General features: G+C 62.8%; 23 protein-coding genes and 1 tRNA gene. 11 read left to right on the top strand and 13 right to left on the bottom strand.

The features are described 5' to 3' along the window. The first annotated feature begins 51 nt into the window (after positions 1 to 51). Positions 52 to 1,278 (top strand): MFS transporter, encoded by a 1,227-nt coding sequence (locus D3791_RS04935; RefSeq protein ID WP_022876057.1) that lies wholly within the window; start codon positions 52 to 54, stop codon positions 1,276 to 1,278. 3 nt (positions 1,279 to 1,281) lie between these two features. On the opposite strand, the gene D3791_RS04930 is transcribed toward D3791_RS04935, so the two are convergent. Then, positions 1,282 to 1,707 carry a VOC family protein gene (locus D3791_RS04930; RefSeq protein ID WP_172511452.1) on the bottom strand — a complete coding sequence of 142 codons (426 nt, stop codon included), beginning with the start codon at positions 1,705 to 1,707 and terminating at the stop codon, positions 1,282 to 1,284. Positions 1,708 to 1,898: 191 nt separating this feature from the next. Here D3791_RS04930 and D3791_RS04925 point away from each other — a divergent pair. Next, a tRNA-Ala gene (locus D3791_RS04925) sits at positions 1,899 to 1,974 on the top strand. A gap of 132 nt (positions 1,975 to 2,106) precedes the next feature. On the opposite strand, the gene D3791_RS04920 is transcribed toward D3791_RS04925, so the two are convergent. From D3791_RS04920 to D3791_RS04910, 4 genes are all read right to left on the bottom strand, one after another. Continuing rightward, the gene (locus D3791_RS04920; protein WP_246242343.1) at positions 2,107 to 2,544 is read right to left on the bottom strand and encodes an acyl-CoA-like ligand-binding transcription factor; all 438 of its coding nucleotides are present in this window, start codon (positions 2,542 to 2,544) and stop codon (positions 2,107 to 2,109) included. Next, positions 2,505 to 2,705: a TetR/AcrR family transcriptional regulator gene (locus D3791_RS16890; protein ID WP_216847361.1), complete on the bottom strand. Its 201-nt coding sequence runs from the start codon at positions 2,703 to 2,705 to the stop codon at positions 2,505 to 2,507. Before D3791_RS16890 ends, D3791_RS04920 begins: the two co-directional genes overlap by 40 nt. A gap of 343 nt (positions 2,706 to 3,048) precedes the next feature. Next, complete coding sequence (locus D3791_RS04915) at positions 3,049 to 4,536, bottom strand: DUF222 domain-containing protein (protein WP_172511451.1); 1,488 nt, start codon at positions 4,534 to 4,536, stop codon at positions 3,049 to 3,051. Positions 4,537 to 4,689: 153 nt separating this feature from the next. Continuing rightward, on the bottom strand, positions 4,690 to 5,268 hold the full coding sequence (locus tag D3791_RS04910; protein WP_081638157.1) for a GntR family transcriptional regulator: 579 nt from the start codon (positions 5,266 to 5,268) through the stop codon (positions 4,690 to 4,692). A gap of 206 nt (positions 5,269 to 5,474) precedes the next feature. Between D3791_RS04910 and D3791_RS04905 the strand changes: the two genes are divergently transcribed. Genes D3791_RS04905 through D3791_RS04890 form a run of 4 tightly spaced genes read left to right on the top strand, consistent with a single transcriptional unit; the run spans position 5,475 to position 10,491 of the window. Then, entirely contained in the window at positions 5,475 to 6,692 is a 1,218-nt protein-coding gene (locus tag D3791_RS04905; RefSeq protein ID WP_172511450.1) for a sarcosine oxidase subunit beta family protein, read from the top strand. A gap of 10 nt (positions 6,693 to 6,702) precedes the next feature. After that, on the top strand, positions 6,703 to 7,002 hold the full coding sequence (locus tag D3791_RS04900) for a sarcosine oxidase subunit delta (protein WP_022876052.1): 300 nt from the start codon (positions 6,703 to 6,705) through the stop codon (positions 7,000 to 7,002). Then, positions 6,999 to 9,896, top strand: a complete 2,898-nt coding sequence (locus tag D3791_RS04895; protein WP_172511449.1) for a sarcosine oxidase subunit alpha family protein — start codon at positions 6,999 to 7,001, stop codon at positions 9,894 to 9,896. The genes D3791_RS04900 and D3791_RS04895 overlap by 4 nt, the downstream gene beginning before the upstream one ends. Further along, on the top strand, positions 9,889 to 10,491 hold the full coding sequence (locus D3791_RS04890; RefSeq protein WP_172511448.1) for a sarcosine oxidase subunit gamma: 603 nt from the start codon (positions 9,889 to 9,891) through the stop codon (positions 10,489 to 10,491). The genes D3791_RS04895 and D3791_RS04890 overlap by 8 nt, the downstream gene beginning before the upstream one ends. On the opposite strand, the gene D3791_RS04885 is transcribed toward D3791_RS04890, so the two are convergent. The 3 genes from D3791_RS04885 to D3791_RS04875 all read right to left on the bottom strand — a co-directional run bounded on the left by D3791_RS04885 (position 10,488) and on the right by D3791_RS04875 (position 12,731). Then, complete coding sequence (locus D3791_RS04885; RefSeq protein ID WP_172511447.1) at positions 10,488 to 10,781, bottom strand: hypothetical protein; 294 nt, start codon at positions 10,779 to 10,781, stop codon at positions 10,488 to 10,490. The genes D3791_RS04890 and D3791_RS04885 overlap by 4 nt on opposite strands. Next, complete coding sequence (locus D3791_RS04880) at positions 10,741 to 11,922, bottom strand: S8 family serine peptidase (RefSeq protein WP_172511446.1); 1,182 nt, start codon at positions 11,920 to 11,922, stop codon at positions 10,741 to 10,743. The genes D3791_RS04885 and D3791_RS04880 overlap by 41 nt, the downstream gene beginning before the upstream one ends. Positions 11,923 to 12,017: 95 nt before the next feature. Next, positions 12,018 to 12,731 (bottom strand): SDR family oxidoreductase, encoded by a 714-nt coding sequence (locus D3791_RS04875; RefSeq protein ID WP_172511445.1) that lies wholly within the window; start codon positions 12,729 to 12,731, stop codon positions 12,018 to 12,020. 123 nt (positions 12,732 to 12,854) lie between these two features. Between D3791_RS04875 and D3791_RS04870 the strand changes: the two genes are divergently transcribed. Beyond that, positions 12,855 to 13,457: a TetR/AcrR family transcriptional regulator gene (locus D3791_RS04870; protein WP_172511444.1), complete on the top strand. Its 603-nt coding sequence runs from the start codon at positions 12,855 to 12,857 to the stop codon at positions 13,455 to 13,457. Here the strand turns inward: D3791_RS04870 and D3791_RS04865 are convergent, their stop codons facing one another. Continuing rightward, on the bottom strand, positions 13,458 to 14,294 hold the full coding sequence (locus D3791_RS04865; RefSeq protein ID WP_172511443.1) for an alpha/beta fold hydrolase: 837 nt from the start codon (positions 14,292 to 14,294) through the stop codon (positions 13,458 to 13,460). Beyond that, positions 14,287 to 15,282: an NADP-dependent oxidoreductase gene (locus tag D3791_RS04860; protein WP_172511442.1), complete on the bottom strand. Its 996-nt coding sequence runs from the start codon at positions 15,280 to 15,282 to the stop codon at positions 14,287 to 14,289. The genes D3791_RS04865 and D3791_RS04860 overlap by 8 nt, the downstream gene beginning before the upstream one ends. A 195-nt stretch (positions 15,283 to 15,477) precedes the next feature. Here D3791_RS04860 and D3791_RS04855 point away from each other — a divergent pair, with 195 nt between their 5' ends. Next, complete coding sequence (locus D3791_RS04855; protein WP_172511441.1) at positions 15,478 to 16,689, top strand: NAD(P)/FAD-dependent oxidoreductase; 1,212 nt, start codon at positions 15,478 to 15,480, stop codon at positions 16,687 to 16,689. Between the two features lie 30 nt (positions 16,690 to 16,719). Continuing rightward, a complete protein-coding gene (locus D3791_RS04850) occupies positions 16,720 to 17,148 on the top strand; it encodes a universal stress protein (RefSeq protein ID WP_172511440.1) in 429 nt (142 codons plus the stop codon). Here the strand turns inward: D3791_RS04850 and D3791_RS04845 are convergent. Further along, positions 17,145 to 17,468 carry a CHY zinc finger protein gene (locus D3791_RS04845; RefSeq protein WP_022876041.1) on the bottom strand — a complete coding sequence of 108 codons (324 nt, stop codon included), beginning with the start codon at positions 17,466 to 17,468 and terminating at the stop codon, positions 17,145 to 17,147. The genes D3791_RS04850 and D3791_RS04845 overlap by 4 nt on opposite strands. Before the next feature lie 170 nt (positions 17,469 to 17,638). On the opposite strand from D3791_RS04845, the gene D3791_RS04840 reads away from it, so the two are divergent. Beyond that, positions 17,639 to 19,018 (top strand): MFS transporter, encoded by a 1,380-nt coding sequence (locus D3791_RS04840; RefSeq protein WP_172511439.1) that lies wholly within the window; start codon positions 17,639 to 17,641, stop codon positions 19,016 to 19,018. Between the two features lie 54 nt (positions 19,019 to 19,072). Here the strand turns inward: D3791_RS04840 and D3791_RS04835 are convergent, their stop codons facing one another. Continuing rightward, positions 19,073 to 19,333, bottom strand: a complete 261-nt coding sequence (locus D3791_RS04835; RefSeq protein ID WP_022876039.1) for a hypothetical protein — start codon at positions 19,331 to 19,333, stop codon at positions 19,073 to 19,075. A gap of 186 nt (positions 19,334 to 19,519) precedes the next feature. Here D3791_RS04835 and D3791_RS04830 point away from each other — a divergent pair, with 186 nt between their 5' ends. Beyond that, a complete protein-coding gene (locus D3791_RS04830) occupies positions 19,520 to 20,068 on the top strand; it encodes a P-loop NTPase family protein (protein WP_172511438.1) in 549 nt (182 codons plus the stop codon). Here the strand turns inward: D3791_RS04830 and D3791_RS04825 are convergent. Next, complete coding sequence (locus D3791_RS04825; RefSeq protein WP_172511437.1) at positions 20,034 to 20,957, bottom strand: LysR family transcriptional regulator; 924 nt, start codon at positions 20,955 to 20,957, stop codon at positions 20,034 to 20,036. The genes D3791_RS04830 and D3791_RS04825 overlap by 35 nt on opposite strands. Between the last annotated feature and the right edge of the window lie 86 nt (positions 20,958 to 21,043).

Genomic DNA, 21,043 nt, shown 5'->3' with positions numbered 1-21,043 from the left:
TAGAGCGTCGAGGATGCCGCGATCAAGCAACAGCCTAGAATTGAGAACTGAATGACTGCCTACCTATCCGGCGGAAAATTACTATTGGCGATCCTCGCACTGGCCATGGGCGGCTTCGGCATCGGCGTTACCGAATTTTCGATGATGGGCCTGCTCCAGGAGGGCGCCCTCGACCTCGACGTCAGCAACTCGCAGATGGGGCTGATGATCAGCGCCTACGCCATTGGCGTGGTGGTCGGCGCTCCGGTGCTCACCGCGATGGCTGCCAAGATCCCGCGCAAGCGCGCGGTGCAGCTGCTGATCCTCTTTTTCACCCTGGCCAACCTCTCCTCGGCTTTCGCGCCTGACTACAACACCATGCTGATCACCCGCTTCCTTGCCGGGTTGCCCCATGGTGCCTACTTCGGCCTGGCCGGCGTGCTGGCAGGAAGCCTGGTGCCCGGAACCATGCGCGGGCGCGCCATCGCCTGGGTGATGCTGGGCCTGTCGGTGGCCAACGTCGGCGGCGTCCCGCTGGTCACGATGCTTGGCCAGCAGGCCGGCTGGCGTTCCATGTTCTACATCGTCGCGTTCATCGGCTTGCTCACCGCGGCACTGATTACGCTGTTTGTCCCATGGCGCAAGGCTGAACCAGGCGCCAGCGTCCGACGCGAACTCACGGCGCTGAAAAGCCCTCAGGTGTGGCTGGCCATGGCCACCGGCATCGTTGGTTTCGGCGGATTCTTCGCCGTGTATTCCTACATTTCCCCGACGCTGACCGAGGAATCCGGCCTGAAGATCACGCTCGTCCCGATCGCCCTGGCCCTGTATGGGCTGGGCATGGTGGTAGGTTCGCTGATCGGCGGACGCCTGGCGGACTGGTCGGTCTTCGGCGCCATCAAGCTCTCAAGCGTTTTAATGGCCGCGACCATGCTGGTTTTCGCGGCAGTGGCCAGCTGGGTGATTCCGACCATGATCATGGTCTTCGTTCTGGGCGCCGTGGGCTCGCTGCTCATTCCAAGCCTGCAGACCCTGCTGATGGACTCGGCGCCGCACGCCCAGTCCTTGGCCGCTTCACTGAACCACTCGGCGCTGAACGTTGCCAACGCCCTGGGCGCCGCCCTGGGTGCCGCCGTGATTTCGGCTGGCTTTGGCTACCGCGCGCCATCACTGGTGGGCGCAGGCCTGGCAGTGCTGGGCCTGTTGATCGCCATGATTACCCAGGCGCGGGCCAAGAAGGTCGGCTTGCTCGTGGGCCGCGAGGCAATCGCAGCCCACGAACACACCGTGGTCGACTAGTTTCTAACCCTGCACGGCGGAGATGTTGAACATCCACACCACGCCGAACTTGTCGCGAAGCTGGCCGAAGGAGTCGCCCCATGGGGCCTTCTCCAATGGCATTTCGATGGTTGCGCCGGCAGACAGTGCCTCCCACCACTTGGTCAGCACCGCGTTGTCGGCCTCATCGGTGGCATCACTGCTCAAAGCGATCACCCCGTTGCCGGTCACGTTCATCTTCGGAGGAGTGTCCGAAGCCATCAGGTGGATGCCTCGTTCCAGGAAGAGGGACGAGTGCATGATCAAATCTGCGGTGGCGGGATTGCCATCGTTCATGCCCTCTTGGAAGGTCATCATCGATAGATCGCCGCCGAGTGCTGCGTTGTAGAATTCCATGGCTTCGCGGGCATCACCGGCGAAGCGAAGGTACGGGGTCATTCCAATGGCCATGGGATCGCGCCTTTCACTGACTTCTTGGCGGAGCCGATCGGCTCCGAGATCATTCTTGCATCGGCCGGGGACATTCTGAATAGGCTGGATGTGATCAGCGTCTCCGATGGCCGATTTGGTGTTTTTCCAGGACCTCCGGTAGAGTTTTATCTCGGTTCAGCGGTAGTGATACCGAGGGAACCAACTCTTTTGGGGGTATGGCGCAGTTGGTAGCGCGTCTGCATGGCATGCAGAAGGTCAGGGGTTCGAATCCCCTTACCTCCACCAAATCCAATAAAAATCTCCTGGTCAAGCGACCAGGAGATTTTTTGTATCCCAAGCTGTTCGAGGTTGCGTCGACGCTTTAATCGAGCTCTTATCGTGGCCGTGATCGTGCGATCAAGGTGGCTACTTCAGTCTCTAGTTCCGACCCGCTTCAAAGTCGCCAAAGGCAACGTCAATCAATTCCAGGATCGTGCGTTCTTGCACGTCGTCCGCCCAAGCCATCAAGGCCAATTGGAACGCACTCAAACTTGTCTGAACCAGAACGCTGGCGCGCAACGGGGAGTCGCTGCCTTCTAGCCGCTCGGCAACGATCGGTGTTAATAGTTCCGCCCAAACCATGTGTTTTTCAGTGTTTCGCGCACGAAGCGAGGGCGTGCTTGCCAAGAGGCGCATGGCCGCCCTGTCCCGTGAGCGGTGCGGGCCGCGGGTAATCATCGCCGCGTAGGCTCCGTGCAATGACTGCATGATCGGTTCGTCGGCTGGTCGCTTGATCAGCTCATCACTTACACGCGGTCCGTTCGTTTCGAATGGACCTATGACCATATCTTCTTTGGTCGCAAAATAACGATGCACACTGCGGGGGATGACCCCGCCGATTCTGCAATTTTCGCAATAGTCACCTCGTCAAACCCATGTTCGACGAACAGGTCGAGCGCGACGTCTGCGACTTTTTCGCGAACAGCGTCGCGCGCAACATAGCGCAGGCCTGAAGCGGGCAACTGTGGGTGATTCATAACACTGAACTTGGGAAAGTGTATTGCCGCTGGCCGGTCGTTAAGGTGTTTTGTCGATACTTTGTGAGGCGTAATCCGCGCAAACCAGGTTTTGGGGCGAAAGTGATTTTTGCTTATGACCGCTTTATGCGGCGGCAAGATTCGTGGTTATTGCCTGTCGCTGGCCAAAGTATTTGAGGTTGCAACTGGGATGTCTTACTTAGGGGTATGCATTCGAAGCGAGTGGCTTCGTGCTTATGCGTAATCTTCACGAAGATATCCCAGTTGTAATCAGCAGCTTATCTATCGCCCCATTTCTGGGGCGATAGTGGCAACTGGTCTGGCTAATATCTTTTTCATCCCGTCAAGCGGGGATATCCTCGATGCCGGGCGGACTGCTGCCCGTGTCCGGCGGCCGGTTCAACCATTCTTCAAATGTGCTTACCCAGTCGGCTTCACTCATGTGCTGTGGGTAAGGCTTATGCGCAAAACCGGTCGCTGGAGGTGCCGTGGACCGGTACTTGATGCCCATACCGGTGTTGATCAGCATTGAATGTGGTCCGCTTTTGAGGACGAATTCTTGCCATCCTGGGGTTTCCTTGGCTTGGTTGCACAACTTGCAACGGCCGTCGGAATTGATCACGCAGGTATGTCCGCCTAAATAAGCTTGGGTGACATGGTCGATTTCTTCAATCGTTCCGTCGCAGAATGGGGTGCGGCAATGCCTGTCGCGTATTTTGACGAATTTCTTCATTTTCTCCGGGAAGATCCTCGCTTTGGAATCCATCGCGATCAGTTCCTTGTCGCCCGGTGCGGTATACAGGCGGATGAGTTCCACGGTGGCTTCCAGCGTTTCAACGAAAGCCGGTGAGCGAGTGGCGGCCATGTCAGCCAGAGTCATGTTGTTCATGATCTCCTGACCGGCAACCAGCTCACGGGCATACTGGGGAGCAATGACGCCGTAGCCTTCCAGATGGGCGGGATTCCGATCGCCGAGAAAAAGCGTCTTATCTGTCATTACCAAGCCAAGAGTTAGGGTGAGCGGAATTTTGGCCTCAGAGTTGGTGCAGAAACTCGAGAAGTAGTCTGCCTCTATCTGCGCCCGGGTGCGGGAATCGCCCTTTGCCTTGATGCTGCGAGCCGTGGCTTTCATGTCATTCTTCATCGCCATCCCCGCGCTGATGGGGATACTGCCGTTCACCCGCATCATGCCGGTGCGGGAACTGGGCGTGAATTTGACGAAGCGCTTTTCCTCAGCTGATTTCTGTTCTTTGCACTGCTGGTCCGAAGCGTAGGTCAGGGTGAAGTCGTAGACAGCGTCACTGATTTTCCTATTGCCCAGGTTCTCAAACATCTTTGGATTCTTGGCGAAAAAATCGTCGAATTCTGTTCGGCGTTCTTCTTTGACGGAATGCAGCGGGGTGAGAATAGCCCGAATCTGCGCCTCGGTGAATTCGCCTCGGCTGAACGCAGCAGCCAAGTGCGGAGTGCTTTGGAAGAGAATCCGGCAGTTCTCCAAATACGTTTGAAAGCCATGCGGATCGGAGCGGCGGGCAAGTGCAACGGCGGAAGCGGCGCCGCGGTTGAGCTGGTCCTGTGCCTTGCTTCCGGGGTTCTTTTCAGAATTGGATTGAACCACGTCAATTTCGAGCTGATTGCTCAGTGCTGCTTGATGATAGTTCAAGGTGGCAATTGCGGATTCGATCTCGGCGATGGCTTGAGCGCACTGGCTCTTGGTGCCATGTTCTTCGCGGTATGCCAGTACAGATTCCAGCTCTTCGATCACGGCCTGGATCTTGCCGTGAAGCGATGGGTCGGGCTGATCCCCGGAGGAGTTTACTGTTTCGGGCATATTCTTACTTTACGCCTGTTGTTCGAATATGTCTTCGAGTTTTTGATTGCAGGTGGATAACTTTTAGGGCATGATGAAGTTACAGGTCAAACGATGGTTTGACGGGTGGTCAAGGCTGAAAGCAGGTGCGGGATTGGCGACTGAAACTGGCGGTCAGAGTACGGCGCGCACCGAAGTTTCGAAACTGGCGATATGGTCGCGGGCCAGGGTGCTGGCAGTTTCCGGGTCTTGATTGAGGACCGCTTCGAGGAGGGCCTGGTGTTCGGCGATATGGGCGTCAATGCTCGGAAGGCGATCCAGGGTGAGGCACCAGATGCGGGTGGCGAGATTGTCGAGCCGGATCAGGGTCTCTTCGAGATGGTGGTTGGCGGCGGCCTGGTAGATCAGGCGGTGCACGGCCAGATCGTTCTCCATGAGATTGCGCCGGGTCTCGTCGCCGGTGAAAGTGGTGATGGTGTGCAGGGTCTGCTCGATCTCGTGGCGCACACTGCCTCCGCCCAGGGCCGCGGCGCGATCGGCGGCGAGTGGCTCCAGGGCGAGGCGCATTTCGGTGATGGCGGCGAGTTCGGTGATGTCGACGCGGGTGGCGAAGGTGCCGCGGCGCGGGTAGGAGTGGACCAGGTGGTCGACTTCCAGGCGCTTGAGGGCTTCACGAAGGGGAGTGCGGCCGATGTTCAGCTCGAGGACCAGCTGGGCCTCGTTGATCGGCTCGCCCGGGGCGATGTCAAGCATGATCAGGCGGTCGCGCAGTATCTGGTAGGCGCGATCGGAAAGGGATTCGCTCACTGAAGTCCTCCTGTGGTGCGTAGCATCCAAGTAATTTTCGTGAACCCATTGACCGGGTTTCCTGTTCTATCATACAGTGAATCGCAGATTGATATATCAGTTGTCGGCAATTCATACATTCATACGGTCCTGTCGAAGATTGGAGATTCACTGTGGCTGATCTGCTGCCTGAGCACCCGGAGTTCCTGTGGGCGAATCCGGACCCCAAGAAGTCCTACGACGTTGTGATCGTCGGCGGTGGCGGCCACGGCCTGGCTACCGCGTACTTCCTCGCGAAAAACCACGGCATCACCAATGTGGCGGTCCTGGAAAAGGGATGGCTGGCCGGCGGGAACATGGCCCGAAACACCACAATTATTCGCTCCAACTACCTGTGGGATGAATCGGCTGGCATCTACGAAAAGTCGCTGAAGCTCTGGGAGCAGCTGCCCGAGGACCTGGAATACGACTTCCTGTTCTCCCAGCGCGGGGTGCTGAACCTGGCCCACACCCTGGGCGATGTGCGCGAATCGGTGCGCCGCGTGGAGGCGAACAAGCTCAACGGCGTGGACGCCGAATGGCTCGACCCTTCCCAGGTCAAGGAAGCCTGCCCGATCATCAACGTGAGCGACAACATCCGCTACCCGGTCATGGGCGCCACCTGGCAGCCTCGTGCCGGCATCGCCAAGCACGACCACGTGGCCTGGGCCTTCGCCCGCAAGGCCAACGAAATGGGCGTGGACATCATCCAGAACTGTGAAGTCACCGGGTTCATCAAGGACGGCGAAAAGGTCACCGGCGTGAAGACCACGCGCGGCACCATCAACGCCGGCAAGGTCGCGCTGGCCGGCGCGGGGCACTCCTCGGTGCTGGCCGAAATGGCCGGCTTTGAACTGCCGATCCAGTCCCACCCGCTGCAGGCTCTGGTCTCCGAGCTGTTCGAACCGGTGCACCCGACCGTGGTCATGTCCAACCACATCCACGTCTACGTCTCCCAGGCCCACAAGGGCGAATTGGTGATGGGCGCCGGGATCGACAGCTACAACGGCTACGGCCAACGCGGTGCCTTCCACGTGATCGAAGAGCAGATGGCCGCGGCCGTGGAGCTCTTCCCAATCTTCGCCCGGGCGCATGTGCTGCGCACCTGGGGCGGCATCGTGGACACCACCTTGGACGCGTCGCCGATCATCTCCAAGACGCCGATCCAGAACCTGTACGTGAACTGCGGCTGGGGCACCGGCGGGTTCAAGGGAACCCCGGGCGCCGGCTTCACGCTGGCCCACACCATCGCCCACGACGAGGCGCACCCGCTGAACGCCCCGTTCAGCCTCGAACGCTTCGAAACCGGCCACCTGATCGACGAACACGGCGCGGCAGCCGTCGCACACTAGGAGCACCACCATGATGCTAATCGACTGCCCGCACTGCGGGCCACGCAACGAAAACGAATTCGGCTACGGCGGCGAAGCCCACGTGGCCTACCCGGAGAATCCCGCGGAGCTGACCGATAAGGAATGGTCCCGCTACCTGTTCTACCGCGGCAACAAGAAGGGCGTGTTCGCCGAACGCTGGGTCCACTCCGGCGGCTGCCGCAAGTGGTTCAACGCCCTGCGCGACACCGTCAGCTACGAATTCCTGGCCGTATACGGCGCCGGCGAGGCGCAACCGCAGATCGACAACCTTCAGGGAGGCTCCCGATGAGCAAGCCACAGCGACTGGCACCAGAACTGCGCTCCCGCGCGCGGATCGACAGCGCGCAGCCACTGGCCCTGAGCATCGACGGGCATCAGCTTTCCGCCTTCCGCGGCGACACCATCGCCAGCGCCATGCTGGCCAACCAGATCCGCCAGTGCGGCCCTTCGCTGTACCTCAAGCGCCCGCGCGGCATCCTGGCCGCCGGGGTGGAAGAGCCCAACGCGCTTGTCACCGTGGCAGCCCGCCACGCCGGCGAGGTTGATGAGTCGATGCTGCCGGCCACCACGGTCTCGGTGACCGAGGGTGTTTCGGCAAGCCTGCTCTCGGGCCTGGGCGTGCTGGATCCGGACACCGATCCGGCCTACTACGACCACGTGCACGTGCACACCGACGTCCTGGTGGTCGGTGCCGGCCCTGCCGGTTTGGCCGCGGCCCGCGAAGCCTCGCGCTCCGGCGCCCGGGTGATGCTGCTCGACGAGCGTCCGGAAGCCGGCGGAACCCTGCTGGATACCGCCGGCGAACAGATCGACAGGGTGGATTCCGCTGACTGGATCGAATCGGTGGTGGACGAATTGGCGCAGGCCGAGGAAACCACCCACCTGCAGCGCACCACGGTGTTCGGCTCCTACGACGCCAACTACCTGGTGGCCGTCCAGCGCCGCACCGTGCACCTTGATGCACCGGCCGCGCCGGGCGTCTCGCGCGAACGCATCTGGCACATTCGTGCCGGCCAGGTGGTGCTGGCCACCGGCGCCCACGAGCGTCCGGTGGTCTTCGAAAACAACGACCGCCCGGGCATCATGCTTGCCGGCGCGGTGCGCAGCTACCTGAACCGCTACGGGGTGCGCGCGGGCGAGAAGATCGCCGTGTTCACCACCAACGACTCCGCCTACGAACTGGTCAGCGAACTAGCCGCCTCCGGCTCGGTGGTCGCGGTGATCGACGCCCGCCAGAACATCTCCGCGGCCGCCGCCCAGGCTGTGGCCGATGGCGTACAGGTCATTTCCGGATCCGCCGTGGTGGATACCGAAGCCGATGAATCCGGCGAGCTGTCCGCGATCTTCGTGGCCGAACTGGACGAGCAGCGCGAACTGGGCGAAGCCACCCGGATCGAGGCCGATGTGCTGGCAGTGGCCGGCGGCTTCAACCCGGTGGTGCACCTGCACTCCCAGCGCCAGGGCAAGCTGGACTGGGACACTTCCATCCACGCATTCGTCCCGGCCGACGCCGTGGCCAACCAGCACCTGGCCGGTGCGCTCACCGGCCGCCTGGATACCGCCAGCGCACTGTCCACCGGTGCCGCCACCGGCGCCGCGGCAGCCACCGCCGCCGGGTTTGACACGGTAGCGCGGGTTCCGGAAGTCTTGCCGGTTCCGGCCGGGGAAACCAGCCCGGTGTGGCTGGTGCCTTCGCGCTTCGGCGATGACGCGGCGAACTACAAGTTCCACTTCGTCGACCTGCAGCGTGACCAAACCGTCGCCGACGTGCTGCGCGCCACCGGCGCCGGCATGCAGTCGGTGGAGCACATCAAGCGGTACACCTCCATCTCCACCGCCAACGACCAGGGCAAGACCAGTGGCGTGGCAGCGATCGGCGTGATCGCCGCGGTGCTGGGCATCGAGAACCCGGCACAGGTGGGCACCACCACCTTCCGCGCCCCGTACACCCCGGTGGCCTTCGCCGCCCTGGCCGGACGCAACCGCGGGGACCAGCTCGACCCCGCCCGCCACACCGCCATGCACTCCTGGCACCTGGAGCACGGGGCCGAATTCGAGGATGTTGGCCAGTGGAAGCGCCCTTGGTACTACCCGCAGGCCGGGGAGGATATGGAAGCGGCGGTCTACCGCGAAACCAAGGCCGTGCGCGAATCGGTGGGCATGCTTGATGCCACCACCCTGGGCAAGATCGAAATCCGGGGCAAGGATGCAGCCGAGTTCCTGAACCGCATCTACACCAACGGCTACACCAAGCTGAAGGTCGGCATGGGCCGCTACGGCGTGATGTGCAAGGCCGACGGCATGATCTTCGACGACGGCGTGACCCTGCGCCTGGCCGAAGACCGCTTCCTGATGCACACCACCACCGGCAATGCGGCCACCGTGCTCGACTGGCTGGAGGAGTGGCTGCAGACCGAATGGCCCGAGCTGGACGTTGTCTGCACCTCGGTGACCGAACAGCTGGCCACCGTGGCAGTGGTTGGACCTAAATCCCGCGAGGTGATCGCCAAGGTCGCCTCCAGCGTGGACGTGTCCAACGAGGCCTTCAAATTCATGGCCTTCGCCGATGTGGTGCTGGATTCGGGGATCGAGGCACGCATTTCGCGCATCTCCTTCTCCGGCGAGCTGGCCTTCGAAATCGCGATCCCGGCCTGGCACGGGCTGAAGGTCTGGCAGGACGTCTTCGAAGCCGGCCAGGAATTCGGCATCACCCCCTACGGCACCGAAACCATGCACGTGCTGCGTGCGGAGAAGGGCTTCATCATCGTCGGCCAGGATACCGACGGCACTGTGACCCCGCAGGATGCCGGCATGGACTGGGTGGTCTCCAAGCTCAAGGACTTCGTAGGCAACCGCTCCTACGCCCGCGCCGACAACCAGCGCGAAGACCGCAAGCACCTGGTCTCGGTGCTGCCGACGGACAAGACCCTGCGTCTGCCCGAAGGCGCGGCGCTGGTTTCGGTGGAAGAACTGGCTGCCGAGGGCATCACCCCGATGGATGGCTGGGTGACCAGCTCGTACAACTCGGCAGCACTGGGCCGGACCTTCGGCCTGGCGCTGATCAAAAATGGGCGCAACCGCATCGGCGAAACCCTTCGCACCCCGATCAATGGCCAGCTAGTTGAGGTCACCATCGGTGAAACCGTCCTCTTCGACCCGGAAGGAAGCCGTCGTGATGGCTAATGACACCCTGATTGATTCCCGTCGTTCTCCTGCAGCCCACCTGCAGCAGGTCATGGCAGAAGCCAGCGTGGCTGGGGGATTGGCCCTGGGCGAGGTTGCCTTCACCACCCAGATCTCGGTGCGCTGCGCCCCGGGCAGCGCCGGCTACGAAGCGCTGGCTGCAGCTACCGGTGTGGGCCTGCCAAGCAAGGTCGGCCAGGTCGCCGGTGACGCTAGTGGTGTGGGCGTGCTGTGGCTGGGACCGGATGAATTCCTGGTCACCGCGCCGGAGGATACGACCCTTCTCGCCAAGCTGGAGCAGGCCTTGGGCCAGGCTCCGGGCCAGGTGGTGGACCTGTCGGCCAACCGCGCAGTGCTGGAACTCTCCGGAACCAAGGCTCCGCTGGTTCTGCGCAAGAGCTGCCCGGCGGACCTGCATCCGCGCAGCTTTGCGGTGAACCAGGCGATCACCACCTCGCTGGCCAATATCCCGGTGCTGCTGTGGCGTACCGGTGAAGAAAGCTGGCGGATCATGCCGCGCGCTTCCTTCACCGAGCACACCGTGCACTGGCTGATCGATGCGATGCTGGAGTTCGCTTCGGACCCGGTGATCTAGGGCTGGTCCTCGTCCGGCGGATCGCCCAGCGCCCGATAGGTGCGCTGGGCATCCACCGATTCGACCGCGTCCAAGGCGCGCACCGCACTGGCAGCTTGCTCGCTGCCCTCGCCGATAATCTGGCCGAGGGCAGCGAGCACCTGTTTAACCCGCAGGCCGTGGTCCTGCAGGTCGTCGACGATGGATTCGGGTTGCACCGTGGCCACCACCGTGATGACGTAGATCTGCACCTGGGTGCCGGACATGGCCTTAGCCTTCCGCGCTGGACGGGGCTTGGGCCAGGCCGGCACCGGCATCCTGCGCGGGCAGCGACACATCGCGCGCGGTAGCCACCAGCTGGTCCCACAGCTCCTGGGCGCGCAGGCCGGTGGATTCGGCCAGCAGCGCGGCCACGCCGGCCACATGCGGGGTGGCCATGGAGGTGCCGCTGATGGTGTTGTAGCGTTGCGCGCCGGGCCACGAGGAGTAGATGTCCACGCCGGGGCCGGCGATATTCACCTCTCCGCCTTCCGCGTCCAGGGCCTGGGCGGAGAAGTCGGCGACGGCCAGCGTCGAGTCCAGTGCGGCCACCGCCATGATGTAGGGGCTGTTGGCCGGGGCGCCCACAAATCCGGGGTTGCCGGCCGAGCGCTGGGCGTTGTTGCCGGCCGCGGCGATGATCAGCGATCCCAGTTCCAGGGATCGGCGTCCGGCGGTGACATAGGGCGGGTGCACGGTGCGCACATCGGCGCCCAGCGACATCGAGATGATCTCGCACTTGTTTTCCAGGGCCCAGTTGATGCCGGCCAGGATCGTCGAGTCGGAGCCTGAGCCGTCGGCGCCGAGCACCTTGCCGGCGAAGATGTTGGCCTCGCTGGCCACCCCGTAGCCAGGGCCCTGGGCGGGGGTGCGCGGTCCGCAGGAGCTGCCGATGCAGTGGGTTCCGTGGCCGTGGCCATCGGCGGCATCCTCGCCTTCGACGAAGGACTTGGTGGTGACGGTGCGGGAAGCGAAGTCCGGGTGGGCGGCATCAAAGCCGGTATCCAGCACCGCGACGTTGATGCCCTTGCCGGTGTAGGAGCTCAAGTCCGCGCCCACCGCCTGCAGGCCCCAGGTGAACTTGTCGGTATCCGTGTACGAGTTCGCCTCCGGGGCGGCTTCGGGCAGGATCCGGTAGACCAGTTCCGGGACGACCGACGGTGGCAGCTGGTACCCGGCGCAGCGTTGGCGGAAGTCCTCGAGCTGGTCGGCCTTGCTGGTGACCACGGCGATGCCCAGCGCCGGGTAGTACTCGCTGATCGAATAGCCCTGCTCGCGCAATAGCTGCGGGACCTGTTCCTCACGGGCCTGGGCGGCGATGCCGGGGACGGTGGCATCGGGAGCATCGAAGATGAGGACAAAACGGTCGGGGACTTCGGTGGCTGACGTGCTCGGTGTATGGGTGCTGAACATGGCTGGCTCCTTTCAGTTACTTCGCACTGTACAAGCCGCCTCGGACAATTAACCATGCCCGGCGAGAACACCCAGCGAGTTTTTACTTGGGTGTTTTACTTGCCGGCAGCCAGCTGGGGATAGACGGCTTCCAGATCAGCCGAAAGCCCCGCCTTGGCATTGGCCGAGGTCTCATCGGCGAGCACTTCGAATTCGCCGGCTTCGGTGGCGTCGAAGATCTGAGCCACCAGATCGGCCGGGTCGACCTTTGGATCGGTGGTTGCCGCTGCCATCGCAGTGTCCACCCAGCCCACGTGCACGCCGACGACCTGGACGCCAGCAGGCTGCAATTCCAGGCGCAGGGAGTTGGTGGCCGACCAGAGGGCGGCCTTGGTGGCCGAGTAGATTCCCATCACGGCGTACCAGGACAGGGCCGAGTGGATGTCGATGATCGCGGTGTTGCCGCCTCGGGCAGCGAGCTGGCCGGCGAAAGCGCGGGAGAGGGACAATGGGCCGAGGAAATTGGTCTCCACATTGTTGCGGATCTCTTCATCGCTTTGCTCCAAGATCCCAGGGGTGGACACCCCGGCGCCGGCGTTGTTGATCAGCACGGTGACATCGGGCGCGGCCGCAACGGCGGCTTGGATGGAGGCCGGGTCGGTGACGTCGAGCTGCAGGGGCACAACGCGCTCATCATCCCATTCGCGTGGGGTGCGGGCCGAGGCGTAGACTTTGGCCGCGCCGCGGGCCAGGGCTTCTCGGACCAGGTGGGTGCCGATGCCGCCGTTGGCTCCGGTAACGAGGACTACTGCCGACTTGATCTGTGTCATGGTTTCGCTTTCTGTGCTGTGCGGGCTTCATGGGAGAATGTGGGGATAGCAATTCCCAACCCATCAAATAGTGACTATAATCAAAACTGAGCTTAGTCATAGTTTATTCCCGGAGGAACCGAAATGCCTGTGGTGCCCCAACCCGTCGGGCGACGCGAACGCAACAAGCAGGAAAAGCTGGCGCGCATCACCCAAGCCGCCAGCGAGCTCTTTGCCAAGTACGGCGTCGACGAGGTCACCACGCAGCAGATTGCGCAGGCCGCGGATATCGGCACCGGCACGCTGTTCCTCTACGCCAAAACCAAGGGCGAGCTGCTGCTGCTTGTGCAGAATATGCACTACGCCAAGGCCTTGGAGCGCGGGGTGACGGCCGCGGCCAAAACCAACAAGACCCTGGCCGGGCTGATGGCACTGCTGGGGCCGATCGTGGAATGCAACCGGGTGCAGACCGAGAACGGGCGCACCTATCTTCGCGAAATGGTCTTCGGCGACCCGACTGAGCCGCACCATGCCGAAGCGCTGGAGATCGTGGCGCAAACCGAGAAGGCAATGGCCGAGCTGCTGGCCGAACGCGAGAACCTGGATGCGGCCAGCGCCGCCACCATGGCCCAGGTCATCTCCTCGATCATGTTCCTGACCATGGCCGCGTCATTCAATTCGCAGGCCACGGCCAAGGAGATCGCCCAGCGCGTGAAGGCGCAGATCGAAGTGATCCTGCCGCGCTGATTACTCGGCGAGGAACCCGGCGGCCGCCGGCGCGAATTTTTCCCAGTACTGGAAAATGCTGCCGTGCCCCGCATCGGGATAGATGACCAGCTGCGAACCTGCGATGCGCTGGTGCAGATCCACCGACAGGATCGAGGGCACCATGCGGTCGCGATCGCCATTGGCGATCAAGGCCGGCCCGGTGAATACGGACAGGTCCCAAGGCGCGGATCGCGCGTAGCGTTTAATCGCCTTCAGCTGGGTGCGCATGGTGGACAGCGTTACCGCGGTATCGCGCCCGTCCTTGCGCTCCTTCAGGCGGGCGATAAATTCCTTGGCGGCCTGCTTGCCGGCCTTATTGCGTTCGAAGAGCAGGAACTCTTTCGGATCGGCCCGCGCGATCACCGATCGGAGGATATCCAGGTAGGTCACGCGCGCGACCTTGTCGATATTCCTTCCCCCGCGAGGCCCGGTGCCGGCCAGCACCAGCTTGCGCACCAGGGTCGGGTGCTTCACGATCAGGTCCTGGACGATGAACCCGCCCATGGACAAGCCAAAAGCGTCAACCGTATCGAAGCCCAGCGCCTTGATGAAGGCGTGGGCATCATCCGCCGCGGCTTCGATGGTGCCGGGGACCGTTCCCGACGAGGCGCCGACGCCGCGCTGATCGAAGGTGATCACATGGCGGTGCCGGGCGATCTCATCAACGATCCGCGGATCCCAGTTATCCAGGTTCGCAGCGAGGTGGACAAAAAACACCACCGGAATCCCGCCTCGCGGGCCGAGCTCGCGATAGGCGAAGCGGGCTCCGGCGGCGCTGATGAACTTGGTGGGCGCCTGTGCGTAGCTATCAGGCACCGGTGATCACCACCTTGCCGCGGAAACCGCCCTTGGCCAGTGCGCCAAGGGCCTGGGGTGCTTCATCAAAGGCAAAGGTCTTGCCTACGACCGGGCGCAGGATGCCGGAGTCGATCATCGCGGCGATCTCGCGCAGCTGCTCGCCGCTGGCGTCCATGAAGAGGAATTCGTAGGCCACGCCCAGCTTCTTGGCCTGCTTGCGGACCTTGGCGCTCATCCCGGCGAGGGCCAGGCGGACGATCGGGTTCAGCCCCATCTTGCGGGCGAAAGCAGGATCCGGCGGGCCGGTGATGCCGATGGCCTTGCCGCCCGGGGCCAGGGTGCGCAGCGACTTTTCGAGGTTCTCGCCGCCGAGGCTATCGAGCACCAGGTCGAATCCGGAGAGCTCCTGTTCGAAATCCTGGCTGCGGTAGTCGATGATCTGGTCGGCTCCCAGTTCGCGCAGAAAATCGGCGTTCTTGGCCGACGCGGTGGTGGCCACATAGGCGCCGAGGTGCTTGGCAATCTGGATGGCGATGGTGCCCACCCCGCCAGCTCCGGCATGAATCAGGACCTTCTGACCGCCCTTCACCTGCCCGCGCACCACCAGCGCCTGCCATGCGGTCAGCGCGACCAGGGGCAGGGAGGCTGCTTCGATGGCGCTGATGCTGGCCGGAGCGATGGCGACATCGTCCTCGTGGACGGCCACGCGTTCGGCGAAGGTGCCGATGCGGTGATCGCGCGGACGGGCGTAGACGCTGTCGCCGGCCTTGAAATTGCGGACCTGGGGGCCGACGCGAACGACGGTTCCGGCGACGTCGTGGCCCAGGGTGAAGGCAGGCTTGTAGGGCAGGAAGGCCTTGAATGCGCCTTCGCGGATCTTCTCATCGATCTGGTTCACCCCGGCGGCTTGAACCTTGATGAGCACGTCACGATCGCCGACGCTTGGCTCGGGAACTTCTGCCAGCTGCAGTGGTTCTTTGTACTTCTGGACGACAAAGGCTTTCACGGAGACCTCCTGAATATTGATGACTTAACTCAATTATGAGTGCGCTCAGATATTTCTGTCAAGCGTGCCAGTCGCCACATTCCTGGGCTGCAGATGCGGGTTGCGCAAGGTGCTTGCCAACCATGCGGGTCCGTGTGAGTATCAAAGGACACGAACTGTTCACGGGCCGTGGATCGAAGCAGAGGAGTGCTTGCCTTGGCTGGAGAATCGATAGTTGTCCTCGGTGCCGGACTGGCCGGCGCCACCACCGTCGCCGAACTGCGCGAGCGGGGATTCACCGGGACGATCACGCTGATCGGCGAAGAACCAGGCCTGCCCTATGAGCGGCCGCCGCTGTCGAAAGGCTACCTGCAGGGCGGTGAAGAGCCGGCGGGGTTCACCGTGCACGATGCGAAGTGGTACCAGGAACACGAGGTCATGCTGCGGCTTGGCGTGGCGGCGATCAGCATCGAATCCGCCCGGCGCCAGGTACTGCTCGCCGATGGCAGCGCGGTCGATTACGGCCAGCTGGTGCTCGCCACCGGATCGAGGGCCAACCTCGGGGGCGGGAACCCGCTGGCCGGCTACGACCTGCCCGGGGTGCACACCCTGCGCAAGCTATCTGATGCCAAGGCGCTCAAAGCCGAAATCACCGATGGCGCGCGCCTTTCAATCGTCGGCTCGGGTTGGATCGGCATGGAAGTGGCCGCCAGTGCCCGGCAATCAGGAGCGCGGGTCACCGTCTATTCATCCTCCGAAGTTCCGCTGGCCGCGGTATTCGGCCAGCGTTTCGGGCGGCACCTGCTGGAACTGCACCAGCGCCATGGGGTGGATGTGCGCACCGCCAAGGTCCAGGGCATCGAGCAGGTCGACGGGCATTTGCAGGTGCTCTCCCAGGGCGGTTCCTCGCCGGCCGACGTGGTCCTGCTGGCCATGGGAGCCGTGCCCAATGTGCAGCTGGCCGAGACGGCGGGGCTCGAGGTGGATGAGGGGGTGCTGGTGGATGCCACGCTGCGCACCAGCGACCCGCACATCCTGGCTATCGGGGACATCGCCCAGGCGATGAACACCCGGCTGGGCCAGCGGGTGCGGGTGGAGCATTGGGATAATGCCATCCGGCAAGGCAAGCTGGCCGCGGCCACCCTGCTCGGCGACAGCGAATCCTATGATTGGTGGCCGTACTTCTTCACCGACCAATTCGACCTGGGCATGGAATATGTCGGGCACAACGATCCAGGGGACGAGACGGTGATCCGCGGGGACATGGACAGCGGCGAGTTCCTGATCTTCTGGCGCAATTCGCAGGTGGTCACCGCGGCTGCCAATGTGAATATCTGGGATGTCAACGATGAACTGCGCGCAGTTCTCGGGCGGGAAGTCTCCGCCGAGCGCCTGGCGGATCCGAAGATTGAACTCGCTGACCTGTAGGCAAAGTCAAGGAAGGGGCAGGTGCCGATCATGAGTACCGTTGTTCTGGGTGTTGAGCAGGGCATGGAGCCGGGCGTGCTCACTGCCGCGGCGCAGCTTGCGCGCGATCTGAACGCGCGATTGATCTGCGTGCATGCGCTCAGCGGCCGATATGTCACCGAGAAGCTGACCGACGGAGACCTGCTGGATTCGGCGGAACCGGTGGGGGAGGGCCTGGCCTGGGAGCTGTCGCTGGCGATCACCGGGGTGAACTTCGAAAGCTACGCCATCGCCGGGGATCCGGCCAAGGTGCTATCCGCCGTGGCTGAACAGCAGGACGCGCGGATGATCGTCGTGGGCACCCGGCGTGCGGGATTGCGCCAGAAGGTCGCCGAACTCCTCGATGGCTCGATTGCCCTGGCTCTGGCGCAGAAGCAGCAGCGGCCGGTGCTGGTGGTGCCGCTGCGCGGTGCGCACTAAAGCTCGAAATACAGGTGCGCGTGGGCAGAACAGCCCGGGTTGAACAGCGCCTGGCAGTGCGGGCAGCTGGAGGCGGCTCGGTACTCGTCCACACTCAGCTCGGTGCCGCAGACCCCGCACAAAACCGCGGGTTGGTCGAACCGGCTGGCAGGCCACACTCTCGCCGGGTGGCCGGCCAGCTCGGCATGGCATTGGTGGCAGGGGTAGTAGGTGTCGCAGCAGAAGTGCTTGAGCGCAATCACGTCGCGCAGCTGGTGGTAGTGGGCGCAACGGGTCTGCCCATCCATCTGCACGCCGAGCAGTTTCACCCCAGTTGCCATCAAAAATCCTGTTCGCGGTTGCGGGCATGTGCAAAAAAGCACGCCGAATGTGCACAATCTGTGTCCCACTATGCACCGTTTCGGCTATCTTTGGCGATGTGATCCGGGTCATACTCGCTGTTGAAGGCTAGTTCCAACGGGGGAACTGGCAGGGCGGAAGGAACCCCACCGTGGTCAGTGAAACGTCATCAAAGTCCGAGCGCAAAGGATTGCGCAGGGTCGTCGCGGCCTCCATGGCCGGCACCGTCGTCGAATGGTACGAGTTCTTCCTCTACGCCACCGCCGCGACCCTGGTCTTCAACAAGATCTTCTTCCCGGATAACGGCAACGACCTGGATAACATCATCAAGGCGTTCCTGACCTACGCGGTTGGCTTCATCGCCCGGCCTATCGGCGGCATCGTCTTCGGCCACTTCGGCGACAAGTACGGACGCAAGCACCTGTTGCAGGTGGCGATCGTCCTGGTCGGCGCCACCACCTTCCTGATGGGGTGCCTGCCGACCTTCGACGCCGTGGGCTACGCGGCACCGATCATGCTGGTCATCCTGCGCTTCCTGCAGGGATTCGCGGTGGGCGGCGAATGGGGCGGCGCGGTGCTGCTCGTGGCCGAACATGCGCCGAACAAGGAACGCGGCTTCTGGGCCTCCTGGCCGCAAGCTGCAGTCCCCGTGGGCAACCTGCTGGCCACCGTCGTGCTGCTGCTGCTCTCCTCGACGCTCAGCGACGAAGCCTTCCTGGCTTGGGGCTGGCGTGTGGGCTTCTGGCTGTCGGTAGTGATCGTCATCGTCGGCTACTACATCCGCACCCGCGTCTCCGATGCGCCGATCTTCAAGGAAGCCAAGGCCGAGCTGGAGCAGAACGCCGCCGCCGGCTACGGTGTGGGCGAAGTGTTCAAGCGCTACCCACGTGGCGTCTTCACCGCCATGGGCCTGCGCTTCGGCGAGAACATCATGTACTACATGGTCGTGACCTTCTCCATCACCTACATGGCTACCCAGCTGAAGATGGTGACCTCCACGATTCTGGGGCTGATGTTGATTGCCCACGTCATCCACGCGATCCTGGTGCCGCTGGTGGGACGGTTCACCGATACCCGTGGACGCCGCCCGGTCTACGGCACCGGTGTCATCCTGATGATGGTCTGGGGCGTGGTGGCCTTCCCGATGTTCAACACCGCCAATGATGCGATCATCCTGGCAACCATCGTGCTGGGTTTGGCGGTGCATGCCCTGATGTACGCCGGGCAGCCAGCAATTATGGCCGAGATGTTCCCAACGCGGATGCGCTACTCGGGCGTTTCGCTGGGCTACCAGGTGACCTCGATCGTTGCCGGTTCCATGGCGCCGATCATCGCCACCTGGCTGCTGAAGGTCTACGGATCCTGGGTTCCAGTCGCCGGATACATCGTCTTCGCCGCGCTGGTCACCCTGGTTGCAGTCTTCTTCATGCGCGAAACCAAGGGCATGGATCTGTCTGCCATTGACGAGGCCGACCGCCTGTCCACCAATGGCGAGGCTGAAGCGGCCAAGCACCTGAAGATGCAGAAGTAAATTCCGTTAAGACATGCGCCGATGGCCGCTCTCTCAGGGGTGGCCATCGGTGTATTAGTTCGTTCGGAGCAATGCACGTTCGCTGATTGCGCCGCACAGTAGCAGTGTTTGGCAGGCCAGCAGGCCCGGGACGTAACGGGCGAATCCCTCGGAGTCGTCGAGCAGCCACCTGCTCGCGAGGAACATGATGACGGTTAGAGTCAGCGATATAGCGATGGACAGCATTCGTTGCTTTGTCGTTGCTCCCTGCCAGGCAGGGATCTGCCCTGTTTCCGCGTTTTCTTCGCTTTTCACTAGACCAAAGAATTTCAGCATGATGCTCCTGCTTAGTCATTACGTTGTTCTATTTAGAGCTTAGCGAAATGCCGGTGGGTACTAAATGCTACTTTTGGATGAGGGTGGGCTACCGGAACAAGTTGTATGCAGATGCCGCTATCTGTAGACGTTTTGTTCCGCCATAGACTTGTCCTCAAGAGGTCGAGATCCAGGGCAGGAGCATCAATGCAGCCGTGCAAATTACATATTGTGGGTGGCAGCGGGACCGGAACCACCACACTGGGCCGGGCTGTCGCCGATGCCTGGGCGGTGCCTCACGCGGATTCGGATGACTACTTCTGGGTGCCCACCGATCCGCCCTACACCCAGCAGCGGAACCCGGCGCGGCGCGTTGAGTTGATGCTGGAAGTTTTTGCGCGGCGTTCGGCCTGGGTGCTCTCCGGCGGCATCAATGGCTGGGGAGATGAGATCCTGGAACGCTGCGACGCGGTGGTATTCCTCAGCCTCCATGCCACCGAGCGCTTGCAGCGAATCGAACAGCGCGAGAGGATCCGCCGGCGCGGTGAAGAAATCAGTACCGAAGCCTTCGGCGAATTCATGGCCTGGGCCGGCAACTACGATGACCCGCAGTTCCAAGGGCGCAGCCGAGCACGGCACGAAGCCTGGCTGGCCACGCTGCAGTTGCCCGTGCTGCGGCTCGATAGCTCGCGCGGCGTGCACGAGCTTCGTGATGCGGTGCTTAGCTGGGAGCCTGATCGGCAAAGGAGAGAATAAACCAATCGCCATTGGCGGCCGCATCATTCAGCGCCCGCACCGTGGCCTGGACCGCCTTGCTGCGCAACGCTTCCTCGCGGCCCACGAGCCAATATTCGGAAACATAGCTGAACTGGTCATGCAGGACCGGAATCAGATTCGGATAGTGCTTGGAGAGGAAGACCGGCAGCAACCCGAGCCCGGCATGATTCATCGTTGCCGCGTACTGCACCGCAATGCTGGTGGAGGAAATCGCTCGGTGCATCGGCGGCAGGTGGCTGGTCGCCTCATCGAGCTTGTCCACGGTCAGCGCCGTGTCGATGTAGTAGTTCAATCTGTGCCCGGCCAGATCCGAGAGCTGCTGTGGGGTGCCGTGGGCTTCAAGATATTCGGCCGTGGCATATAAGCGCAGCTCGTAGTCCATGAGCTTGGTGGAGGCCGCCTTGCGCACATTGGGCTGCCCGATGACGATTTCCAGATCCATGCCGGTGCGGGTCTGCCGGGCGCGGGTGGTTTCCGAGACGATTTCGAAAACCAGTTGCGGGTGCTTAGCCTGCAGCTTCGCCAGGGTCGGTGCCGCCAAGTGCGCGCTGAAAGCATCGGGAGCAGCCAGCCGCACGTGCCCGGCCAGCGTTGGCGAGTCGTCTTCGGTGCTGATCGCGGCCACGGCCTGTTCGATGGCTTCCGCGCTGGCCATGGCCCGGCGGCCCAGATCGGTCAGCTCCCAGCCGTTGGGGGTGTGCGTGAGCAGATGGCCGCCCATCGCCTTTTGCAGGGCATCAATGCGCCGGGAGATCGTCGAATGGTTCACACCGAGGACCGCTGCCGCCGCGGTATACCGGCCCAAGCGGGCGACGGTGAGCAGGGCAATCAGGGATTCGAGGTGGCGGTAATCGATCTGGCGGTCCATGTCACCAGTTTGCCATGCATGGTGTGCGCTAGCGCACACCATGCATGCGCAATTGGCTTGCCGTGAAGCATTGAGCGGCCGCCAAC

The sequence above is a fragment of the Glutamicibacter mishrai genome (assembly GCF_012221945.1).
GTDB classification, from domain to species: domain Bacteria; phylum Actinomycetota; class Actinomycetes; order Actinomycetales; family Micrococcaceae; genus Glutamicibacter; species Glutamicibacter mishrai.
This window is presented reverse-complemented; position numbering and strand designations above follow the sequence as displayed.

Excerpts from the sequence above, each read along its gene's own strand:
- D3791_RS04935 (WP_022876057.1), top strand. The coding sequence starts at position 52 with ATGACTGCCTACCTATCCGGCGGAAAATTACTATTGGCGATCCTCGCA.
- D3791_RS04930 (WP_172511452.1), bottom strand. The coding sequence starts at position 1,707 with ATGGCCATTGGAATGACCCCGTACCTTCGCTTCGCCGGTGATGCCCGC.
- D3791_RS16890 (WP_216847361.1), bottom strand. The coding sequence starts at position 2,705 with ATGAATCACCCACAGTTGCCCGCTTCAGGCCTGCGCTATGTTGCGCGC.
- D3791_RS04915 (WP_172511451.1), bottom strand. The coding sequence starts at position 4,536 with ATGCCCGAAACAGTAAACTCCTCCGGGGATCAGCCCGACCCATCGCTT.
- D3791_RS04910 (WP_081638157.1), bottom strand. The coding sequence starts at position 5,268 with ATGCTTGACATCGCCCCGGGCGAGCCGATCAACGAGGCCCAGCTGGTC.
- D3791_RS04900 (WP_022876052.1), top strand. The coding sequence starts at position 6,703 with ATGATGCTAATCGACTGCCCGCACTGCGGGCCACGCAACGAAAACGAA.
- D3791_RS04895 (WP_172511449.1), top strand. The coding sequence starts at position 6,999 with ATGAGCAAGCCACAGCGACTGGCACCAGAACTGCGCTCCCGCGCGCGG.
- D3791_RS04890 (WP_172511448.1), top strand. The coding sequence starts at position 9,889 with ATGGCTAATGACACCCTGATTGATTCCCGTCGTTCTCCTGCAGCCCAC.
- D3791_RS04880 (WP_172511446.1), bottom strand. The coding sequence starts at position 11,922 with ATGTTCAGCACCCATACACCGAGCACGTCAGCCACCGAAGTCCCCGAC.
- D3791_RS04875 (WP_172511445.1), bottom strand. The coding sequence starts at position 12,731 with ATGACACAGATCAAGTCGGCAGTAGTCCTCGTTACCGGAGCCAACGGC.
- D3791_RS04870 (WP_172511444.1), top strand. The coding sequence starts at position 12,855 with ATGCCTGTGGTGCCCCAACCCGTCGGGCGACGCGAACGCAACAAGCAG.
- D3791_RS04850 (WP_172511440.1), top strand. The coding sequence starts at position 16,720 with ATGAGTACCGTTGTTCTGGGTGTTGAGCAGGGCATGGAGCCGGGCGTG.
- D3791_RS04845 (WP_022876041.1), bottom strand. The coding sequence starts at position 17,468 with ATGGCAACTGGGGTGAAACTGCTCGGCGTGCAGATGGATGGGCAGACC.
- D3791_RS04835 (WP_022876039.1), bottom strand. The coding sequence starts at position 19,333 with ATGCTGAAATTCTTTGGTCTAGTGAAAAGCGAAGAAAACGCGGAAACA.
- D3791_RS04830 (WP_172511438.1), top strand. The coding sequence starts at position 19,520 with ATGCAGCCGTGCAAATTACATATTGTGGGTGGCAGCGGGACCGGAACC.
- D3791_RS04825 (WP_172511437.1), bottom strand. The coding sequence starts at position 20,957 with ATGGACCGCCAGATCGATTACCGCCACCTCGAATCCCTGATTGCCCTG.